The organism is Haloprofundus salinisoli, from assembly GCF_020097815.1.
GTDB classification, from domain to species: domain Archaea; phylum Halobacteriota; class Halobacteria; order Halobacteriales; family Haloferacaceae; genus Haloprofundus; species Haloprofundus salinisoli.
Genome location: NZ_CP083663.1, coordinates 267,423 through 284,055 on the forward strand (window position 1 = coordinate 267,423; position 16,633 = coordinate 284,055).

Sequence of the window (16,633 nt, forward strand, 5' to 3'; positions counted from 1 at the left end):
AGCGTCCGCTGCGACGCCGAGTGACTTTCCGTCCCCGTCGTCGACGACGGTAGACGTGAGCGACCCGACGACCGAACGCGGTGCGATTCGTCGCGCCTACGACGCCATCGCCGACGGCTACGCGGCCGCCTGCTCCGACGACCTGCCGGAGGCGGCGTGTCCGCCGAGTAGACGACGAGTTGGCCGACGACGAGGACGGAGACGGCGACTTCCCGTTCGTTCCGGCGCGACTGCGAGCGTAGTTCGAGCAGACGAAGGGAGCCAGCGCCCCAGATAGCGGCTCAGGCCTCGCCGAGGTGCGCTCGAACGCCTTCGGCGATGGCGTCGACGTCGTACTCGTCGCCCTCGTCCTTGTCGAAGACGACCTCCTCGTCGGCGGTGACGCGGAGCACGCCGTGGTCGCCGGTGACGAGCGCCACCGAGTCGAGTTCCTGTCCGAACGCCTCCAGTAACTGGTGCTGTATCTGTTCTGCTCGGTCGAGGTAGCCGCACGGGACGCAGTACTCGATTTCGACATCGGTCATGAACGACCGTTAGGGAGCCGGCGGGTTAAATCTCACTCGAGCGCGGGCGTCGGTCGCTGATTCGGTCCGCTCAGCGGCCGAACGGTCGCCAGTACAGCAACGCGACGGTGGCGAGAAACACGACCGTCGAGAGGTCGTACGACAGCGCCGTCGCCGACGCGGCCAGCGCCGACCCGCTACCCAAAACCGCCGTCGCCAGCGAAGCGAGAATCGGCCACGAGCAGGAGACGCAGGAGAGCAGGCCCAAGATGCCCGAGACGGCCGCGCCCGCGGCGTCGACGACCGTCGCGTAGACGAGGTACGCCAGCGCGACGTAGCCGACGACGCGGCCGGGCATCAGAACTACGTTGAGCGTCTCGCCGCCGTAGATGAGCGCCGGTCCCCACCCCGGCGGGAGCCAGCCGATTCGGAAGCCCGCGCCGCCGTGCGGCGCTGCGAGCGTCACGAGACCGCCGGCGACGACCAGCGCCGCGAAGTAGGCGACGGCGACGACGGCCGCACGGCGCTTCGTCCGAGTCGGTGCGGGCGCGACGGACGTCTTCGTCACCGCGAGGACGCCCGCGTTTATCCAGAGCAACCCGTATATCGTGTACCGAGCGGGGGTCAACGTGCCGGGCGTCAACAGCCCGTACGCGAGGAGCGCGGCGAGTTCGACGTTGAACAGGATGCCGGCGTAGAGGAGCGTGTCGTGCGAGGGTCGGGGGAGTGAACGAGCGAGAGTACTCATGAGTCAGTCGGGTCAGACAGCCATCGCGTCGACGACGACGGCCAGGAGCAGCGCGCCGAGGTAGGCGTTCGAGGCGTGGAACGCTCGGAACGCCGCCGACTCCGACTGTTCGTAGTGGAGGCGGACGACCATCCAGAGGAACGCGCCGCCGAAGACGACGCCGGTGAGGACGTAGAGCCACCCGAGCGTGTCCGCCGCCGCGAGCGCCGCGGCGGCGACGAGCGTCGCGCCGAGGTACCAGAGGATGTGTTTTCGAGTGACGGTCTCGCCGCGAACGACGGGCATCATCGGGAAGCCGCCGCGCTCGTAGTCGTCCTTGTATGCCAGCGCGAGGTTGTAGAAGTGTGCTGGTGTCCACAGGAAGATGACGCCGGCGAGGACGAGTCCGCCGAGGCCGATCTCGCCGGTGACGGCGACCCACCCGATGAGCGCCGGGAGCGCTCCCGCCGCGCCGCCGATGACGGTGTTCTGCACCGTGTTCGGCTTGAGGACGAGCGTGTAGACGACGCTGTAGAAGAGGATGGCCGCGAGGCCGAGCGCCGCCGCCAGGAGGTTCACCGACGCGAACAGCGCCAGCGAGACGACAGAGAGGAACACGCCCCACGCCACGGCGTTGCGGACCGGGACGAGGTCGGTCACGAGCGGCCGGTCGTTCGTGCGGTTCATCCGGCGGTCGATATCGCGTTCGAGCACGTGGTTGAACGTCCCGGAAGCGCCGATAGAGAGCGCGCCGCCGCCGAGCGTCGCGGCGACGGTTATCGGGTTGAGGCCGGGACCGCCCGCCAGCGCCATCGCGGCACCGGCGACGAGACAGAGCAGCCACATCAGCCGCGGCTTCATCAGTCGGAAGTAGGCGTTCGCCGTCGCCTTCGCGCGGGCGAACGTCGACTCGGGTATCTCGGGCCGCCGGTCGCCGGCGGGCGGGAGGTCCCGCTCGGGCCGCCGGTCGGGTCGGTCGTCGGGGTCGCCGGTCGTCGCTTCGAGCGTCCACGCGAGGGCGGCGACCAGCCCGCCGAAGATGGTCATGCCGACGACGAGGTGCAGCGCCGATAGCGTCGCCGTCGTGCCGTTCGTGGCGACGAACGCGCCGATAGCCGCCTGAACGGGGTACAGGAGCAACGAGAGTCCGAGCGCCGCTTTGATGCGCGTCGACTCGCCGCGCCGCCACGCGAGAACGCCGGTGGCGACGGCGAGCACGCCGACGACGAGCGCGACGAGGCGATGACCGAGGGCGACGTAGCCCATCGCCGACGACGGCAAGGAGAGGCCGTCGCCGCAGGCGGGCCACGCGGCGCACGCCGTCGCCGCGTCGGTGAGCGTCGTCGTCGCGCCGACGGCGAGGAGGAGATAGACGCCCATCGCGGTGGCGGCGAGGAGGGCCGGGAACCGGTCGGGAGTGTCTGTCGATTCCACGTTTATGTCACTGCCGGAGGTTAGAAAGCCCGGTACTTAGGCACCGCGCTTTGCGGGGCTACGAGAGGGTGTCTCGCGGAGCACCGAGGCCGAACGCGTGGTCCGAACGTCGAATCCGGAAATCCGTCCTTTGAGGGACGCCCCGTCGGGCGAACAGGGAGTCAGCAGCTATTTACGTCGGCTTTCCTAACTCCGCAGTAGCAATGAAGCGTACGCGCATCGCACTCGTCTCGCTGTTCTCCGCAGTGGCGCTGGCGCTCGTCGCTGCTCCGGCGGCGGCACAGCCCTCGACGACTGCGGGGCTCATCAACGAGCTCAACGGGAAACTGCTGTATCTGGGGATTCCGATCACGCTTCTGGTCGAAGTCATCCTCATCTACACAGTCATCAAGTTCCGCAACAACGACGACCCGAAACCGACCAAAGAGAACCGTCGGCTCGAGATCACGTGGACCGTCGCGACGGCCATCATCCTGCTGTTCGTCGGCGTCGCCTCCTACGGCGTGCTTGCGAACCCCGACGTTACGTACGCCGAACAACCCGGTTCGCAGGCACCCGGCGAGGGAGACAGCGTGCTCGTCCACGCCGAGGCGTTCCAGTGGGGCTGGGAGTTCACCTACCCCGAGGAGAACGTCACCATCTCCGGGAGTGAACCGGTGAAAGTACCGGTCGACCAGGACGTCTACTTCGAGGTCACCTCCAGAGACGTGATACACGCGTTCCACGTCCCCGCGATGGGCCTGAAGATGGACGCGTTCCCCGAACAGAACCAGACCGTCAAGACGGTCCCGACCGAGACGGGGATGTATCAGGGCTACTGCGCTGAGTTCTGTGGCGTCGCCCACTCGCAGATGTACTTCGAGGTCGAAGTCGTCTCCCAAGAGGAGTACGACCAGTGGATACAGGAGCAGTCCTCCGGCGGCAATTCGGGCGGCTCCGGCAACGACTCCGGTAACGCCTCGAACGCCTCCGTAGTCGGTGCCCCGGCGGAACTGATCGCGGCCGAGAACTGAGCGTCGACCGCCTCCCGTTCTTTCATTTTCACCTGCCGAGCGTCGCCGCCACCCACGATGCAGTGGCCGGTTTTTATTACTCGCGTCGGCGCAGTAGCGCATGAATGAGTTCCAGCGACCGACAGCGAAATCTCGAACGCATCGTCGACAGCGGCGTCGTCGCGGTCATGCGCGGCGCGGACGCCGACTCGCTCATCGAAACCGCGGAGGCGCTCGAACGAGGCGGCGTCTCGGCCATCGAGATCACCGCCGACAACCCCGGCGCGATGGAGATGATCCGAGACGTCTCGGGCGCGTTCGGCGACGAAGTCATCGTCGGCGCGGGCACCGTCCTCGACGGCGCGACGGCCAGAAACGCCCTTCTCGCGGGCGCGGAGTTCGTCGTCGGCCCGAACTTCGAACCGACAGTCGTCGAGACGTGCAACCGCTACAACGCCGTCGTCGCGCCGGGTATCATGACGCCCACCGAAGCGGTGCGGGCGATGGAGGCCGGCTCGGACTTCGTGAAGGTGTTCCCGGCGTCGACGCTCGGCCCGGGTCACCTCAAGAGCATGAAGGGGCCGCTCGGCCAGATTCCGATGATGCCGACCGGCGGCGTCGACGTCGACAACGCCGCGGAGTTCATCGACGCGGGTGCGATGGTCGTCGGCGCGGGGTCGGCGCTCGTCGACGGCGACGCCGTCGCCGAGGGCGACTTCGAGGCCATCACCGAGCAGGCGCGCCGCTTCAGCGAAGTCATCGACGAGGCGCGCGACTCGTAACGGGGAACGACTCGCTCAGCCGAGCGCCCACTCGACGCGAGTCGTCCGCTCGCCGTACACCTCGTCGCGTTCGGTGACGACGACGACGGCGGGCAGTTCGCCCTCGAAGTCGAAGACGGCGTCGTAGCCGTCGACGGTCAGGTGTTCGGGGACCGACTGCGGGCTCGAGTCGTTCGCCGACCAGTTCGCCGAGAACGAGTCGTTCTCGCCGTCGGTGTCGCCGGTGGCGGCGGTGTCGTTCGACGCCGTCGCGTCACCCGCACAGCCGTCGAGACTCTCGTCGCGTTCGGCGGCGACGACGACTTCCAGCCTCCGGTCGTCGGCGTCGTACGTCGCCGACGCCAGCGAGGCGCGGAGACAGGAGTCCGACCCGACGACGAGCGCGCCGGTGACGCGGACCCGGGTCTCCTGCGGTTCGAACGTCACCGACGGCCGTTCGGCGGCGTGTTCGTCGTCTTTGGGGCGACGGCGTTCGAACTCACCGGTCTCGGCCGGGTCGTCCGGGTCGTCCAATCGGAGGCCGAGCGCACCGACGCCCAGCAGCGCCGTTGTTCCCGCTGCCGTACCGGCGAGGAGCCCGCGACGATTCATATCTTCCATCCTCTATATGGATACAAGTACCTTCTGTTTGAGAAGAGTGTTTTATTCACAAACCTGTGTGAGTAGAGACAGTACGACACGACCGAGGGCTGAGGTATCCCCACCGTCGTCTACGATTCGCCCGAAGCGTCCGCCTCCTCGGACCGGCCCGCCTCGGCGGAGCGGTCTGACGCGTTCCCGTCGGACGGACCGACGTCGTCGGGGCCGACTCCGACCGACTCGTTCTCTCTCGCCCGGCGTCGTCGCGCCGCGAGCGCCTCTTGGAGCCGGTTTTCGAGCGTCGAACGGAGCCGAGTCGCCTCCTCCCGGTCGATGTCGACGGCGGCCGCGTCGCGGGCGGCGAGCGACCGCGACCCTGCGGTGTCGACGGTGACGGTGGCGACGCGCCAGCGGCGCTGGAAGACGGTCCGCGTGTCGAGTATCGTCTGGACGCGGTGGTAGGGGACGACTCGCGTCTGCCGGTTCCAGAAGCCGTTTCGCGTGACGACGTGGCGGTCGTCCAGCCAGTAGCCGCGGTGTTTCCACTTGTAGTGGGCGGCGACCGGAATCAGGGGCAGGACGACGGCGGGCGCGTACCACGGGTAGTTTCCGCCGAGCGCGGAGTTTACGCCGTAGAGGACGGCGAGGACGATTCCGAGGGCGATGAGATACCGGCCGACGTAGCGCCGGCGGATGCGTTTCGGGGGTCGCCGAAAGTCGAACTCGCCGAACTCGTCGATGTCACGGGCCAGCGCCAGCACTCGGTCGACGCGCGCCAGAGGCACCGCCGCCTCCGAACCGTAACTGCCGCCCTGTCCCGGCGCGTAGCCGGCCGTCTCGATGACGAGCGTCGCGTAGCCGAACCGCCGCTTCAGGGGGTTGTCCTCGACGGTGAGCGTCTGCACCTTGTCGAACGGAATCGACCCGTCGTAGCGCTGGACGAGACCGCGTTCGTACCGGAGCTCGTCGCTCGTCCGCGAGAGCCGAAAGCCGTAGTAGTTCAACACCGCGACGACGACGCCGACGACCCACGAGAACAGCAGGATGCCGAGAGCCAACAGCAGTCCGCCGACGGCGAGAACGGTGAGTTCCGGCAGCGACGGGAGCAACGAGGAGAGAATCGGCACCGAGCTGGAGGCGACGAACGCGACGATACCCGGAACCCGGAGGTCGAACGAGAGCAGGCCGATCAGCGCCAGTTCGCGGTCCGAGAGCGCGAACAGCAGGTCGGTCTCGTCGGTCAGCGACTCGTCGGCGTCGCCGGTCTCGCCCCGCTTCCGGCGGCCGATATCGCGCTGGAGGCGCTTGGCCTCCGCGAAACTGACGTACCGAATCGCCGCCTCCGTCTCGCTGCCGCCCGCGGTCTCGAAGTCGACCGCCGCGATGTCGAGAAACCGCTGAAAGACGTTTCGGCGGATGTCGACGTTCTGAATCCGGGCGAGCGGAATCTCGCGGGTCCGTCGGGAGAACACCCCCGACCGGATGTCGAACGTGTCGACGGTGAGTTCGTACTCGTAGCGCCTGTAGTACGCCACCTCGTAGCCGACGAGCGCGAAGACGACCGCCGAGAGCAGACCGAGCGCGACGAGGAGGCCCCCCGCGCCGAACACCTGTTGAAGTCCCGTCGCGCCCGTCAGCAGGAGGATGACCAGCGAGAACAAGAGGCTCCCGGCCTTCTGGGCGACGCGGTACGGTATCGACAGCGGCGAGAGCTTCATACCGCGTCGTCACCCTCGGCGCGGATGGCCAGTCGCTTGATGCGCTCTTGGAGGTCGTCCGAGCCCGACGCCGAGAGGCCGGGGATAGTGACGTCCGCGCCGCGCGAGCCGGCGGTGTAGACGACGGTCGTCGACAGTCCGGCGAGTCGCTCGACGGGCGACCGCGAGGAGTCGACGTGCTGGATGCGGACGAACGGAACCACCGTTCGGACGCGGGTGAACACCCCGCGCTCCAGATACAGCGAATCCTCGCGGACCTCGTACCGCCAGTAGCGATACCGGAGGATAGCGACGGCGACGCCGAACAGGAGTACGAGAAGAAACACCGCGACCGAAAGCCAGAGACCCTGCTCGAAGACGAAGCGATCGAGCGCGGCGGCGAGCGCGGCGACGACGGCGGCGACGACGACCGCCCGCAGCGACCACAGCAGTCGGACGCGGGGATGCAGTCGCATCATCGGCGACGTACCTCGTTGCACGGACGGCACGGTTCGCGTTTCACCCGCTCGACTCCGCCGTCTCGTCGCCGTCTCGCCGACGTTGCCGTCGACCGGAAGCCGCTCATCGCCGGTCGTTTCGACGGAGCGAGTATAAATCCCGGTATCCGGAGCGGTCAGGCCGTCGCGCTCAACTGGCGCTCGACGCGGCGGCGGGCGCGCTCGACCGTCTCCAGGAGCGTCGCCGCCGACGACAGCGCCGGATACGTGTACGGTCGGTCCTGGTAGAGAAACGTCGGCAGGTCGACGTCGGTGATACCGAGTCGCTGGCGGTGACTTCGGATCCTCGCCTGGCGCTCGGCGTGAAGAGACTCCACTCGTCGTTCGAGCGCCGAAACCCGCGCTCTGAGGTCGCAGAGGTCGTCGAACGACCGCTCGGGGAGTGGTCGGTCGTCGAGCGAACGGAGTCGCTCGGTGACGGTGTCGATACCGTCGAGCACCGTCGTCAACGAGTCCGCCTCCTCGTCGAGCAGGGCGACGAACGACTCGCGGTCGGCCGCCGCCTCCTTCGCCGCCTCGGCGACGACGCGCTGTAGTTCCGGCGTCAGTCCGTCCGCGGAGACCAACGCACCGCCGACGCCGGTGCCGAACTCCTCGACGATGCTTCGCCCGACGGTGTCGCCGTACTCGCTCTCGTAGTGCGGGACCGCCATCACCGTCTGCTGGTACGCGTTCAGAACGCGCCGCGTCGCGTTCGGTCCGCCCTCGCCGACGCTGGTGCCTCTGACCGTCGCCGGAACCGCGCGACCGGCGCTCGCCGGTTGTATCTGTGCCAGTTGATCGCCGAACGCGCGGAACGCCTCGCGCTCGTCGACGGTCCGACGGCGCTCTTTACGAACGACCTGACGGCCATCTCGAACCGTGTGCCCGACGGCGTCGAGCCTCGGGGCCCGCTCGGTCATCGCTCGACGTCCTCGGTGTAGGTGCCGAACGGCGTCTGCCGACGGAGCCGTATTCGACCGGTTCGCATCGACAGTTCGATCCGCACACCCCCGCTGCAAGAAGAATATTCGCCGCTCACGCGCTCTCGTCTCATCGCTCTCCTCGAGGTCTGCTACCGGGATAAAAATATCGGCCACTGGTTACATTGAAATAATTACTGCTCTATAGACCGATATAGCCATCCGCGCTAACACGTCAGCCTGACTGACGGGTCGGTCGAGTCGGCGTCAAACGCTGACTCCGACGGCCACGATAGGTCAAATACCTGTTTGTCCCTTGGGAAGTTTCTTTTAATCTTGCTTATATCTGTTCGGCATGCGTATCAGTTCACGAACGGTTGCGACGCTGGCGGTCGCCCTCCTGTTGGTGACGGCGGGCTGTGCCGGCAGCGGTAACGGCGGAAGCGAGGATGGCGGATACTTCGCCGGACAGAGTACGGACCTGTCCACCAACGGGGGCTCCGGCGGTTCGGCGACCGACGCGGCCGCCGAAGGCGAGACGGCGAACGTCGACAGTAGCGCACAGTTCTCACAGCGGCGCGAACTGATCCGCATCGGCGAGCTGCGGATGCAGGTCGACGACTTCGAGCGCGCCCGCGACAACCTGACCGAGGCCGTCGAAGCGCGCGGCGGCTACGTCAGCGACACGAGCGTTTCGAACCGCGGCGAGGGTAACGAGACGTGGTCACAGGGCCGCATCGTCCTGCGCGTCCCGCAGGAGAACTACACCTCGATGCTCGACGCCGCCAAGAGTGAGGGAGAGGTGCAGTTCGAGGAGACGAAGACGGAGGACGTGACCGACCAGATCGTCGATCTCGAGGCCCGACTGGAGAACCTCCGCGCCGAGCGCGACCGGTTGCGTGAGCTGTACCAACAGGCCAACGAGACGCGAGACGTGCTGGCCGTCCAGCGCGAGCTGTCGGACGTGCAGTCCGAAATCGAGCGACTCGAAGGCCGACTCCAGTCGCTCGAACAGCGGGTGGCGTACTCCACGCTCACGATTTCCGTCGAAGAACCGCGACCCGAGGGCCTCTACGACCGCGCCGAGTGGTACGACACCGGCGTGCTGGCGGCGTTTCTCGAATCCGTCAGCGGCGTCGGCGTCACGCTCCGAGCGCTCGTCGTCGGCCTCGCGTACGCCGCGCCGTATCTGGTCGTCTTCGGGCTGCCGGTCGTCGGTGCGGCGGTCCTCTTGCACCGTCGAGTCCGCGGCTGAGTCGCCGCCCGCAGTCTCTTCTCCACCCGGTTGGCGTCGCTATTCGAGTCTCGTTCCGTCGCGGGGGCAGTACTCGTAGTTTTCGTCCTCCGTTCGAAAGCCACAGGTCGGACACCGCCGGGTCGTTCTCGCGGCCGTCGTCCCGCGGAACAGAAACGGGACGAACGGCAGGAACAGAAAGAAGACGAAACTGTCGAAGTACCACCACAACAGCGCGCTGATGAGGAGACTGCCGACGAGTCCGAGGAGCGCGGTCAGCGTCCGGGAGCGAACCATACGTCGGTAATACGCAGCCGTCGGTCAAAAGGCGGGCGATCTCCGCGTTCGTTACTCCAGTTTCGGTCGCACCGCCGCCGGGAGCGCCCCGACGAGCGCTTCGAGCGTCGCCCGGTCGCCCGCCGCGACGTACGTGCCCTCGGATTCGACCGACTCGACGCCCGCTTCGGCCGCCAGCAGCGACCCCGCGTGCTGTTCGTACACGTCCGGATAGAACGAGACGAGTCCCTCGATTCGCCCCGTCGCCAGCAGACCCCAGTCGACGCAGGGCGACCACGTCTCCAGCACCCGCTTGCAGACGCCGTCGAGGGCGTCGACCATCTCTCTTCCCTTCTCGCGCCGGTCGGCGTCGCGGACCGCCGGGAGTCCGAGGACGAACGAGACGGTGCCGTGTTCGAGCGGCAGGTCGCTTCTCACGGAGTGAATCGGCTCGCCGTTCACCGTCGCGCCCCGCCCTCGACGGGCGAGATACAGCGACTCGGGCAGCGGTTCGTAGATCGCCGAGACGACGGGCACCCCGTCGTCGACGACGGCGACGGCGGAGGCGAACATCGGCAGTCCGGCGGCGAAGTTGTTCGTCCCGTCCAACGGGTCGACGACCCACTCGTAGCGGCCCGACCCGGAACGCCCGGTCTCCTCGGCGTGGAGGGCGTGGTCGGGGAACGAATCGCGGATTACGGAGACGACTCGCTCCTCGGCGGCGCGGTCGGCGGCCGCCTTCACGTCGTCGACACCGTACTCGCCCTCGACGGTCCCGTCTCGGAACTCGTCGCGGAGAAACTCCCCGGCGGCGCGTACCGCCCGCTCGGCCACCGCGGCCAACTCCTCGACGTCGGCATCGTCCATAGTCGCTGGTTCGGGGCAATCAGTATGAGCGGTTCGAAGTGATTCGACCGTCGAACCGTCGGACGAGACGGACGAGAGGTATCGGGGGCCGTATATCTAGGTAGATTTCTACAAATCTATCTACAAATCTTTCTGGACACCTTTTTAGATACCATCTCGAATACCTCCTCAGAGGCTCGTCGTACGCGAAGTGCCGATTGCCCAACGTATTTCGGGGGGCCCGGCAAGATACGACCGATGAGTGAGCCGATCCCGCTCGAATCCTTCTACGATTTCACCCAGATTTCGACGGTGTTCGACGTCTCGCCGGACGGCGAGCGCGTCGCCTTCGTCACCGCCGAATCCGACCAAAGCGAGGAGAAACGACTGACCTCGCTGTTCGTCGCTCCGACCGACGGCAGTCGGGACCCGCACCGCCTGACCCGTCTCCCCGGCGGCAGTCAGCCGACGTGGAGCCCCGACGGCGACCGACTCGCCTTCGTCGCCGCGCGCGAAAAGGACACCGAGCGCCGCATCGGTTGGCAGCAGAAGGAGGACGAGGAAGACGAAGCCGACGAGGGCGACGGGTCCAACGGTCACGGCGGCGACGACGAGCCCAAATCCCAAGTGTGGCTGTTCGACCTCTCGCTCGGCGGCGACGCCCGGCAGGTGACCGACTTCGACGAGGGCGTCCGCGAGTTCGATTGGTCGCCCGACGGCGACCGACTCGTCGTCTCCGCGCGCGATCCCACCGAGGAGGAACGAAAGTACCTCGACGACCGGCGCGACGGCGGGCCCATCGAGACCGAACGTCTCCAGCACAAAGCCGACGGCGTCGGCTATCTCGACTCGGTGACGACGTACCTGTTCGTCGTCGACGTCGAGTCGGGTGACTCCGAGCGACTGGACGACGCCTACGGCGGCGGCGCGTTCGAACCGCTGTCGGGGATGAACCCCGCGTGGGGGTCGACGGACCGAATCGCGTTCACCTCCTGTCGCCTCGACAGTCCCGACGACACGATGGTCCGGGACGTGTACACCGTCGACCCCGACGGAAGCGGCCTCGAACGGTGGACCGATTCGGACCTCGCCGCCAACGCGCCGACGTGGTCGCCCGGCGGCGAATCCATCGCGTTCGTCGGCAGCGACCCCGAGAACTGGTACGTCCCGACCCAGTTGTTCGTCCACGACGGCGGGGAGTACGCGTCGCAGACGGCCGACTTCGACCGAACGCTGGCCCGCGGCGCGACGCCGCAGTGGGCCGACGACGAGACGCTGTACGTCCTCGTCGGCGACGAGGGGAAGACGCGGCCAGTTCGCGTCGGCGTCGACGGAACCGTCGAGCGCGTGTTCGCGGCGCAGGGCGACGACCGGGCGGTGAAAGGGTTCGACCTCGGGGGCGACGCCGCGGGGTTCCTCCTCTCGCATCCGAGCGAGGGTCAAGACCTGTTCGCTCTGGATATCGCAGATCTCGGTGCGGAAAGCGAACCGGAGTCGTTCGCGCGGCTCTCGCGCGTCAACGGCGAGTTCACCGACGAGTACGAGATGCCGCAGGTGCGGCGCGTGACGTACGAATCGGATGTGTCCGAGCGACGCTCGGACGCTCGGGAGACGGAGGCTCCCGGCGGATGGGACGTCGAGGGAATCGTCTACGCGCCGCCCGAGTTCGACTTCGAGAGTCCGGACGAACATCCGCTGGTCGTCGCCATCCACGGCGGCCCCATCTCCTACGACGAACCGGAGTTCCGCTTCGCGCACTCGGTGTTCACCTCCCGCGGCTACGTCGTCTTCCGGCCGAACTACCGCGGCGGGTCGTCGTACGGCCGGCAGTTCGCCGAGACGCTCCGCGGGCGCTGGGGCACCGTCGAAGTCGAGGACATCGCCGCCGGCATCGAGGAGATGGTCGACCGCGGCTACGCCGACCCTGACCGCGTCTTCGGCCACGGCTTCTCCTACGGCGGCATCGCCCAGGGCTTTCTCGTGACGCAGACTGACCTCCTGACCGCCGCCGCGCCCGAACACGGCCTCTACGACCTCCGGTCGGCGTACGGCACCGACGACAGCCACATCTGGACCGAAAACGAGTACGGCGTCCCGTGGAAGGAAGGCGAGGCGCTCGACGCCTCCTCCAGCATCCTCGATATCGGCAACCTCTCGACGCCGCTGCTCGTGATGGCGGGCGAGGAGGACTGGCGCTGTCCGCCGTCGCAGTCCGAGCAGTTGTACGTCAGCGCGAAGAAGCAGGGCGTCGACGCGAAGTTCGTCCTCTATCCGGGCGAACACCACAACGTCGGCGACCCGGACCGCGCCATCCACCGCCTCGAGCAGATTCTGGAGTGGTACGAGCGGCACGACCCGGCGGCGGAGTCCGAGTAGGCGTCAACGCGCCGCGTCGAGTTAGTCGGGAATCGCCGACCCCGACCTTCTTTCCCTCCCCGTCGACGTCGTCCCCATGCCGACAGTCGATTCTGTAGACGTGGTCGTCCTCGGGGGCACGCCCGGCGGCGTCGCCGCCGCGATGGCGGTCGAAGCCGACGAACCGCCGGCGGTGCTCGACGCCTCGCGCATCCAGCGTCGACTCGGGCGTCTCGCTCTCCGTTTTCAACGACGCCGAGACGAACGCGGCGGTGTGAGCGAACAGCGGGGACACACGCGTTCGGCGAGCATCGACTCCGCACGAGAGCCTGCGTCGACCACAGCGTTTTGTCGCCTCCCCCAGTGGGTGAGACAGAGAGATGCCGCGCCTGGAAGACCCGCTCGAACTGGGCGGCCTGACCGTTCCGAATCGGCTCTATCGAGCGCCGCTTCTGGAGTGCGCCGGTAACGGCGACGACGCCGTCGAGACGCTCGTCTCCGACCTCGAACCCGCCGCGGCGTCGGGTGCCGGCCTCGTCTGTCAGGGCGCGACCGTCGTCCGCGGCGAGGGCGGCTGCGCCGCGCCGGGGATGACGCGCGTCCACGACCCGGACTTCGTCGCTAACCTTTCGAAGCTCACCGACGCGATTCACGCTCACGGCGGCACCATCGCTATCCAACTGGAACACGGCGGCCTGCGGAGTATGGAGACGTGGCACGCGGGCTACCGTCGCGCGAATCCGGACCTGCAACAGCTCGCCGTCTCACGGCCGCCGTGGCCGCTTCGGCTGCTGGATACGCTTGGCTTTCTCAACTACGACGCGCACGTGCTGACGACCGACGAAGCGTACGAGTTGGCGGCCGACTTCGGCCGGTCGGCGGCGTACGCCGTCGACGCCGGCTACGACGCGATTCACCTCGCCGGAGCGAACATGGGTATCGTCCAGCAGTTCCTCTCGCCGTTCTACAATCGCCGAACCGACGAGTTCCGCGACGGAGTGCGCTTTCTCGAACTCGTCCACGACGAGATTCGCGAGAGGGCGGGCGACGTCCCCCTCATGACGAAGGTACCGGCCGAGACGGAAGCGCCGCCGTTCGTCCACCGCCAGCCACCGCTGGCGAGCCTCCGCTCGCGCGACTCACGGAGACGGCGTCGCCTCTCAACCACCGACGCCGTGGGAATCTGCGAGCGACTCGACGCCATCGGCTACGACGCGCTCGTTCCAGTGAACGCATCGGTGTTCTGGGACATGAGCATCGTCCGCGGCGAGTTTCCGACGCGAGCGTGGCGCGACGAGCGGTATCGGGACGGATACGCCGAGGCGTTCGGGAACCGTTCCCGGGCGGCGCTCGTCGCACTCGCCAACTGGGTGGAGTCGCTCGCGTACGACTTCGAACCGGTGTGGAACGCCGCCCTCTGTCGGAGGGTTCGCGAGCGGGTGGACGCGCCGGTGCTCGCGGAGGGCGGAATTCGCAGACGGGAGGAGATCGACCGCCTGCTGGGCCGCGACTGCGATATGGTCGGACTGGCACGGCCGTTCTACGCCGAACCCGAGTTGCCCGCGCGGTTGCTGGAGGCGTCGCCCGAAGCGCGCGTCGTCTGCGAGAGCTGCAACAACTGCGCGGTGCCGCAGGCGACGGGGGAACCCGGAGTGTGTCGAACGCCCGAAGTACTTCGGCGGGCGGGCGAGTTGCGGAACGCGGGTGCGTACGAGCGAGACGACCGTTCGCAGGGAGAGTGAGGAAGCGAGTAGAGAAGAACCAGTCCGAGCGTCCGGAAATCGGCTCGCTCTCGCCTACAACCGCGCCCGCACCGAGGAGAGTTCGGGCATCGAGACACCGACGACGCCGGCGAGCGCGTCCGCGCCGCCGAGCAGCCACTCGGCGCGTTCGACACGCGATTCGAGGTCACCGGGGCCGATGCGGTAGGCGTCGACGATGTCGCGGGCGGACACGTCTTCGGTCCAGTCGTGGAGGATTCGCGCGGTCTTCACCGCCTCCAGCCACCGCTCGAAGTTCTCGGTTTCGCCCATCTTCGTCGTGAACTCGGCGGCGTGTTTCGTCGCGTACTGGTACATCGCCGCCCGCTCGCGGTTGCCGAGGTACGTCCCGTGCATATCGGGCGTGTCGCAGACGATTTCGAGCGCCGTCAGTTCAGTCGTCGTCTCCATCTCGGCGGCGGTGCGAAGGCCGGAGACGATCCGCGCGCCGGTCTCCGGCGAGAGATACTGCCGCGACACCTGCGCGCCGAGTTCCGTCGCCGACAGCGTCTCGCCGTCCGTTATCATCTCCATCGACACGAGGTCGGCGATGACCGCGTCGACGACGTCCGAGAGGTCCATGTCGGGCGTCTGGTGGGCGTAGAAGGTCGCGCCCAGGAGGTCGAGGATGCTCTCGCGGGAGTCGGCGAACTCGGAGGCGACGACGGAGAGAACGTGCGTCCGCAGCGCCTCGCGGTCGGCGAGTTTCGACTCCACCGCCTCGGCCTCGGCCTCGACGTACCGCGTCTGGAGTTCCTCGCGCGTGTTCTCGTCGCCCACGAGCACCGCCTCGCCGTAGGGGTCCAGATGCGGGCGGCCCGCCCGGCCGCACATCTGATGGACTTCGAGCACCGGCAGCCACGCCATCTCCGAGCCCGTGTAGCGCTTCTGGTCGCGGATGACGACGCGCCGGGCGGGGACGTTCACCCCCGCGGCGAGCGTCGGCGTCGCGCAGATGACCGAGATTTCGCGGCTCCGGAAGCCGTTCTCGACGGCGACGCGGTGGTCGCTCCGCAACCCCGCGTGGTGGAACGCGACGCCGGATTCGAGCGCGTCGGCGAGTCGCTCGCCCGTCTCCGTCGCGCCCGCGTCGAGGACGGCGTCGGCGACGCCGGAGGCCGACCCGAGCCCGTCCTGGGCGAGTCGCCGCGCGAGCGATTCGGCCTCGCGGCGCGACCGGACGAACGCCAGGGCCTGACCGCCGTTATCGACGGCGTGGGCGACGAGCGCCGCGGTGGCTTCGGTGTCGGCGTCGGCGCTCGGCGGCAGTTCGCCGGAATCGCAGTCGACGGAGAGGCTCGTTCCGTCGTCGAAGTTCACTCGCTGCTCGCTGTAGACGCCCGTCCGGAGGTCGATTGGCCGCCAGCGGTTCCGGACGAGTTCGGCGTCCAGCCAATCGGCGATATCCTCGGGGTTGGCGACGGTGGCCGAGAGCGCGACGATCTGCAGGCCGGGCGCGCGGCGTTGGAGCGTTGCGAGGGTCACTTCGAGCGTCGGACCGCGGCCCTCCGCGCCGAGCAGGTGGACCTCGTCGACGACGACGCAGGCGAGCTGTTCGACCCACGACGCGCCGTTTCGGATGGCGGAGTCGACTTTCTCGCTCGTAGCGACGACGACGTCGTAGTCGGCGAGTTCCTCGCCGGGCGAGTCGAAGTCGCCGGTGGAGATGCCCGCCTCGATACCGGGCAGTTCGGCGAACGCCTCGTACTTCTCGCGGGCCAGCGCCCGCAGCGGGACGACGTAGAGTCCGGGCCCGTCGGCGGTGAGCATCGCCAGTTCGGCGATGAACGTCTTTCCCGATGCCGTGGGAATCGCGGCGACGACGCCGCCGCCGTTACAGACGCCCGCCTCGACGGCCGCCGCTTGCGGCGGGTAGAGTTCGTCGATACCCTGCGCTTCGTAGTGGTCGACCAACTCGTCGGCAAGCGGCAGGTCCCGGACTCGCATTGTCACTCTCTGTCTGCGGCTTCGGGTAAAAAGGTACGCCGCGGAGCGAGAGTGTGAGAGTGCTGACCGCCGGTTTGGCGG

The 16,633-nt window shown here is 67.9% G+C and carries 16 protein-coding genes; 6 read left to right on the plus strand and 10 right to left on the minus strand.

Annotation, left to right across the window (positions count from 1 at the left end):
* Window positions 1-55: 55 nt before the first annotated feature.
* Window positions 56-277 (plus strand): hypothetical protein, encoded by a 222-nt coding sequence (locus tag LAQ73_RS01450; RefSeq protein WP_224269488.1) that lies wholly within the window; start codon window positions 56-58, stop codon window positions 275-277.
* Window positions 278-281: 4 nt separating this feature from the next.
* Here LAQ73_RS01450 and LAQ73_RS01455 read toward each other — a convergent pair whose 3' ends face one another.
* From LAQ73_RS01455 to LAQ73_RS01465, 3 genes are all read right to left on the minus strand, one after another.
* The gene (locus LAQ73_RS01455) at window positions 282-524 is read right to left on the minus strand and encodes a SelT/SelW/SelH family protein (RefSeq protein ID WP_224269489.1); all 243 of its coding nucleotides are present in this window, start codon (window positions 522-524) and stop codon (window positions 282-284) included.
* 70 nt (window positions 525-594) lie between these two features.
* Complete coding sequence (locus LAQ73_RS01460; RefSeq protein ID WP_224269490.1) at window positions 595-1,251, minus strand: DUF7546 family protein; 657 nt, start codon at window positions 1,249-1,251, stop codon at window positions 595-597.
* A gap of 12 nt (window positions 1,252-1,263) precedes the next feature.
* Window positions 1,264-2,664 (minus strand): heme o synthase, encoded by a 1,401-nt coding sequence (locus LAQ73_RS01465; RefSeq protein WP_425601114.1) that lies wholly within the window; start codon window positions 2,662-2,664, stop codon window positions 1,264-1,266.
* 203 nt (window positions 2,665-2,867) lie between these two features.
* Between LAQ73_RS01465 and coxB the strand changes: the two genes are divergently transcribed.
* Window positions 2,868-3,677 (plus strand): cytochrome c oxidase subunit II, encoded by an 810-nt coding sequence (coxB, locus tag LAQ73_RS01470; protein ID WP_224269491.1) that lies wholly within the window; start codon window positions 2,868-2,870, stop codon window positions 3,675-3,677.
* A 104-nt stretch (window positions 3,678-3,781) separates the two neighbouring features.
* Window positions 3,782-4,438, plus strand: coding sequence for a bifunctional 4-hydroxy-2-oxoglutarate aldolase/2-dehydro-3-deoxy-phosphogluconate aldolase (locus LAQ73_RS01475; RefSeq protein ID WP_224269492.1), 657 nt, complete (start codon window positions 3,782-3,784; stop codon window positions 4,436-4,438).
* Window positions 4,439-4,453: 15 nt separating this feature from the next.
* Here LAQ73_RS01475 and LAQ73_RS01480 read toward each other — a convergent pair whose 3' ends face one another.
* The 4 genes from LAQ73_RS01480 to LAQ73_RS01495 all read right to left on the minus strand — a co-directional run bounded on the left by LAQ73_RS01480 (window position 4,454) and on the right by LAQ73_RS01495 (window position 8,134).
* Window positions 4,454-5,029, minus strand: a complete 576-nt coding sequence (locus LAQ73_RS01480) for a hypothetical protein (protein ID WP_224269493.1) — start codon at window positions 5,027-5,029, stop codon at window positions 4,454-4,456.
* Between the two features lie 119 nt (window positions 5,030-5,148).
* Window positions 5,149-6,735, minus strand: coding sequence for a PH domain-containing protein (locus LAQ73_RS01485; RefSeq protein WP_224269494.1), 1,587 nt, complete (start codon window positions 6,733-6,735; stop codon window positions 5,149-5,151).
* A complete protein-coding gene (locus LAQ73_RS01490; protein ID WP_224269495.1) occupies window positions 6,732-7,193 on the minus strand; it encodes a PH domain-containing protein in 462 nt (153 codons plus the stop codon). The genes LAQ73_RS01485 and LAQ73_RS01490 overlap by 4 nt, the downstream gene beginning before the upstream one ends.
* 155 nt (window positions 7,194-7,348) lie before the next feature.
* Window positions 7,349-8,134 (minus strand): DUF7260 family protein, encoded by a 786-nt coding sequence (locus LAQ73_RS01495; RefSeq protein ID WP_224269496.1) that lies wholly within the window; start codon window positions 8,132-8,134, stop codon window positions 7,349-7,351.
* A 355-nt stretch (window positions 8,135-8,489) separates the two neighbouring features.
* Here LAQ73_RS01495 and LAQ73_RS01500 point away from each other — a divergent pair, with 355 nt between their 5' ends.
* On the plus strand, window positions 8,490-9,389 hold the full coding sequence (locus LAQ73_RS01500; protein WP_224269497.1) for a DUF4349 domain-containing protein: 900 nt from the start codon (window positions 8,490-8,492) through the stop codon (window positions 9,387-9,389).
* A gap of 39 nt (window positions 9,390-9,428) precedes the next feature.
* Here the strand turns inward: LAQ73_RS01500 and LAQ73_RS01505 are convergent, their stop codons facing one another.
* Together LAQ73_RS01505 and LAQ73_RS01510 are read right to left on the minus strand one after the other, a co-directional pair.
* A complete protein-coding gene (locus LAQ73_RS01505; protein ID WP_224269498.1) occupies window positions 9,429-9,665 on the minus strand; it encodes a hypothetical protein in 237 nt (78 codons plus the stop codon).
* Window positions 9,666-9,716: 51 nt separating this feature from the next.
* Complete coding sequence (locus LAQ73_RS01510; protein WP_224269499.1) at window positions 9,717-10,511, minus strand: inositol monophosphatase family protein; 795 nt, start codon at window positions 10,509-10,511, stop codon at window positions 9,717-9,719.
* Window positions 10,512-10,748: 237 nt separating this feature from the next.
* Here LAQ73_RS01510 and LAQ73_RS01515 point away from each other — a divergent pair, with 237 nt between their 5' ends.
* Window positions 10,749-12,866 (plus strand): S9 family peptidase, encoded by a 2,118-nt coding sequence (locus LAQ73_RS01515; RefSeq protein WP_224269500.1) that lies wholly within the window; start codon window positions 10,749-10,751, stop codon window positions 12,864-12,866.
* A 359-nt stretch (window positions 12,867-13,225) separates the two neighbouring features.
* Entirely contained in the window at window positions 13,226-14,587 is a 1,362-nt protein-coding gene (locus LAQ73_RS01520) for an oxidoreductase (protein ID WP_224269501.1), read from the plus strand.
* Between the two features lie 54 nt (window positions 14,588-14,641).
* On the opposite strand, the gene LAQ73_RS01525 is transcribed toward LAQ73_RS01520, so the two are convergent.
* Window positions 14,642-16,552: a DEAD/DEAH box helicase gene (locus LAQ73_RS01525; protein ID WP_224269502.1), complete on the minus strand. Its 1,911-nt coding sequence runs from the start codon at window positions 16,550-16,552 to the stop codon at window positions 14,642-14,644.
* Window positions 16,553-16,633 lie beyond the last annotated feature (81 nt).

Coding starts and splice junctions, on each gene's coding strand:
- LAQ73_RS01520 (WP_224269501.1), top strand. CDS start 13,226: ATGCCGCGCCTGGAAGACCCGCTCGAACTGGGCGGCCTGACCGTTCCG.
- LAQ73_RS01475 (WP_224269492.1), top strand. CDS start 3,782: ATGAGTTCCAGCGACCGACAGCGAAATCTCGAACGCATCGTCGACAGC.
- LAQ73_RS01460 (WP_224269490.1), bottom strand. CDS start 1,251: ATGAGTACTCTCGCTCGTTCACTCCCCCGACCCTCGCACGACACGCTC.
- LAQ73_RS01510 (WP_224269499.1), bottom strand. CDS start 10,511: ATGGACGATGCCGACGTCGAGGAGTTGGCCGCGGTGGCCGAGCGGGCG.
- LAQ73_RS01490 (WP_224269495.1), bottom strand. CDS start 7,193: ATGATGCGACTGCATCCCCGCGTCCGACTGCTGTGGTCGCTGCGGGCG.
- LAQ73_RS01515 (WP_224269500.1), top strand. CDS start 10,749: ATGAGTGAGCCGATCCCGCTCGAATCCTTCTACGATTTCACCCAGATT.
- LAQ73_RS01505 (WP_224269498.1), bottom strand. CDS start 9,665: ATGGTTCGCTCCCGGACGCTGACCGCGCTCCTCGGACTCGTCGGCAGT.
- LAQ73_RS01485 (WP_224269494.1), bottom strand. CDS start 6,735: ATGAAGCTCTCGCCGCTGTCGATACCGTACCGCGTCGCCCAGAAGGCC.
- LAQ73_RS01480 (WP_224269493.1), bottom strand. CDS start 5,029: ATGAATCGTCGCGGGCTCCTCGCCGGTACGGCAGCGGGAACAACGGCG.
- LAQ73_RS01455 (WP_224269489.1), bottom strand. CDS start 524: ATGACCGATGTCGAAATCGAGTACTGCGTCCCGTGCGGCTACCTCGAC.
- LAQ73_RS01525 (WP_224269502.1), bottom strand. CDS start 16,552: ATGCGAGTCCGGGACCTGCCGCTTGCCGACGAGTTGGTCGACCACTAC.
- coxB (WP_224269491.1), top strand. CDS start 2,868: ATGAAGCGTACGCGCATCGCACTCGTCTCGCTGTTCTCCGCAGTGGCG.
- LAQ73_RS01500 (WP_224269497.1), top strand. CDS start 8,490: ATGCGTATCAGTTCACGAACGGTTGCGACGCTGGCGGTCGCCCTCCTG.
- LAQ73_RS01495 (WP_224269496.1), bottom strand. CDS start 8,134: ATGACCGAGCGGGCCCCGAGGCTCGACGCCGTCGGGCACACGGTTCGA.